The sequence below is a fragment of the Dolichospermum sp. UHCC 0352 genome (assembly GCF_009711925.1).
Taxonomy (GTDB): domain Bacteria; phylum Cyanobacteriota; class Cyanobacteriia; order Cyanobacteriales; family Nostocaceae; genus Dolichospermum; species Dolichospermum lemmermannii.
Window position 1 is genome coordinate 1 of the sequence record NZ_VIKY01000254.1, and the last position, 892, is coordinate 892.

Annotated in this window: 1 protein-coding gene; it reads right to left on the reverse strand. The window is 41.5% G+C overall.

Annotated elements, in window-relative coordinates; all coding sequences use genetic code 11:
• Window positions 1-40: 40 nt before the first annotated feature.
• Complete coding sequence (locus FJR06_RS18195) at window positions 41-835, reverse strand: DUF2993 domain-containing protein (RefSeq protein ID WP_015081116.1); 795 nt, start codon at window positions 833-835, stop codon at window positions 41-43.
• Window positions 836-892 lie beyond the last annotated feature (57 nt).

The window sequence follows — 892 nt, forward strand, 5'->3', positions numbered from 1 at the left end:
CGCCCAGAGTCAACTAGGCGGCGTTAATTTTTTCTCAATTTTAAGAACTGTGAGGAATTCTTTCTATTTCCGCATAACCACTAAAAATCAATCTTTGACCTTCTGTTTCTAAACGATTTAGTCGCATTTTTACCCCATCTAAATCAAAGCGATCTAAATCAACCATATTATCCAAAATTTCTACCAATGCCAGACTTAAAGTCTGGGAAATTTCTCTTTGTGCTTCTGGAACTCCCTCAAGTTCAATCTTAGGTTCTTTGAAAGAAACCCGCCTTCTTCTTTCAATTCCGACACCAATGGTCATACTTAGGGGTATGAGTTCACCGTTGTTTAAATCGGCTTTAGCTACCAAATGCAAGCGATTTTCAGGTAATAACTTGACTTCAACTTCGGTAAAAGAAACTGGTTCACCACCAGATATTTCGATCAAAGTGGGTTCAGAAAGGTTCAGCAGCCGCTTTTTCACCAATTCCGACTCAAAAGCTCGATTAATGCCTACTTCTGATAAAATCACCTGGGCTACTGCTTGGGTGGGTTGTTTGAGAGTAAGTTTGCCACTTAAAACCGAGCCGAAGTCAATGGCTACAGCGTCGGTTTCAAAGGACATTTCCTCAACTGCGAAATCTTTGCGAATTACTAAGCCGCGACCGTTCATTTTAAAGCTATCAATGCTGCCTTGCAACAGTTTGCTGGAGGGATAGCAGCGCACAAAGACTTCTACCGACTCGCTTTGGGTAAACAGGTGGCGAATCGTTTGGCTGGCGACTGTGTTGAGCATTCGCTCTCCCCAATCGGTGCTTTTGGTATCTGTTAAACCAGTAAGTCCGCCGAACATTAGGTTTTAGTCTCTAGAAGTTCTTTATATTTTTGTAACAAATTGTGAACAATTATG

What these genes read in the sequence shown, in the direction of transcription:
- FJR06_RS18195 (WP_015081116.1), bottom strand. Translation starts at nt 835, where the DNA reads ATGTTCGGCGGACTTACTGGTTTAACAGATACCAAAAGCACCGATTGG.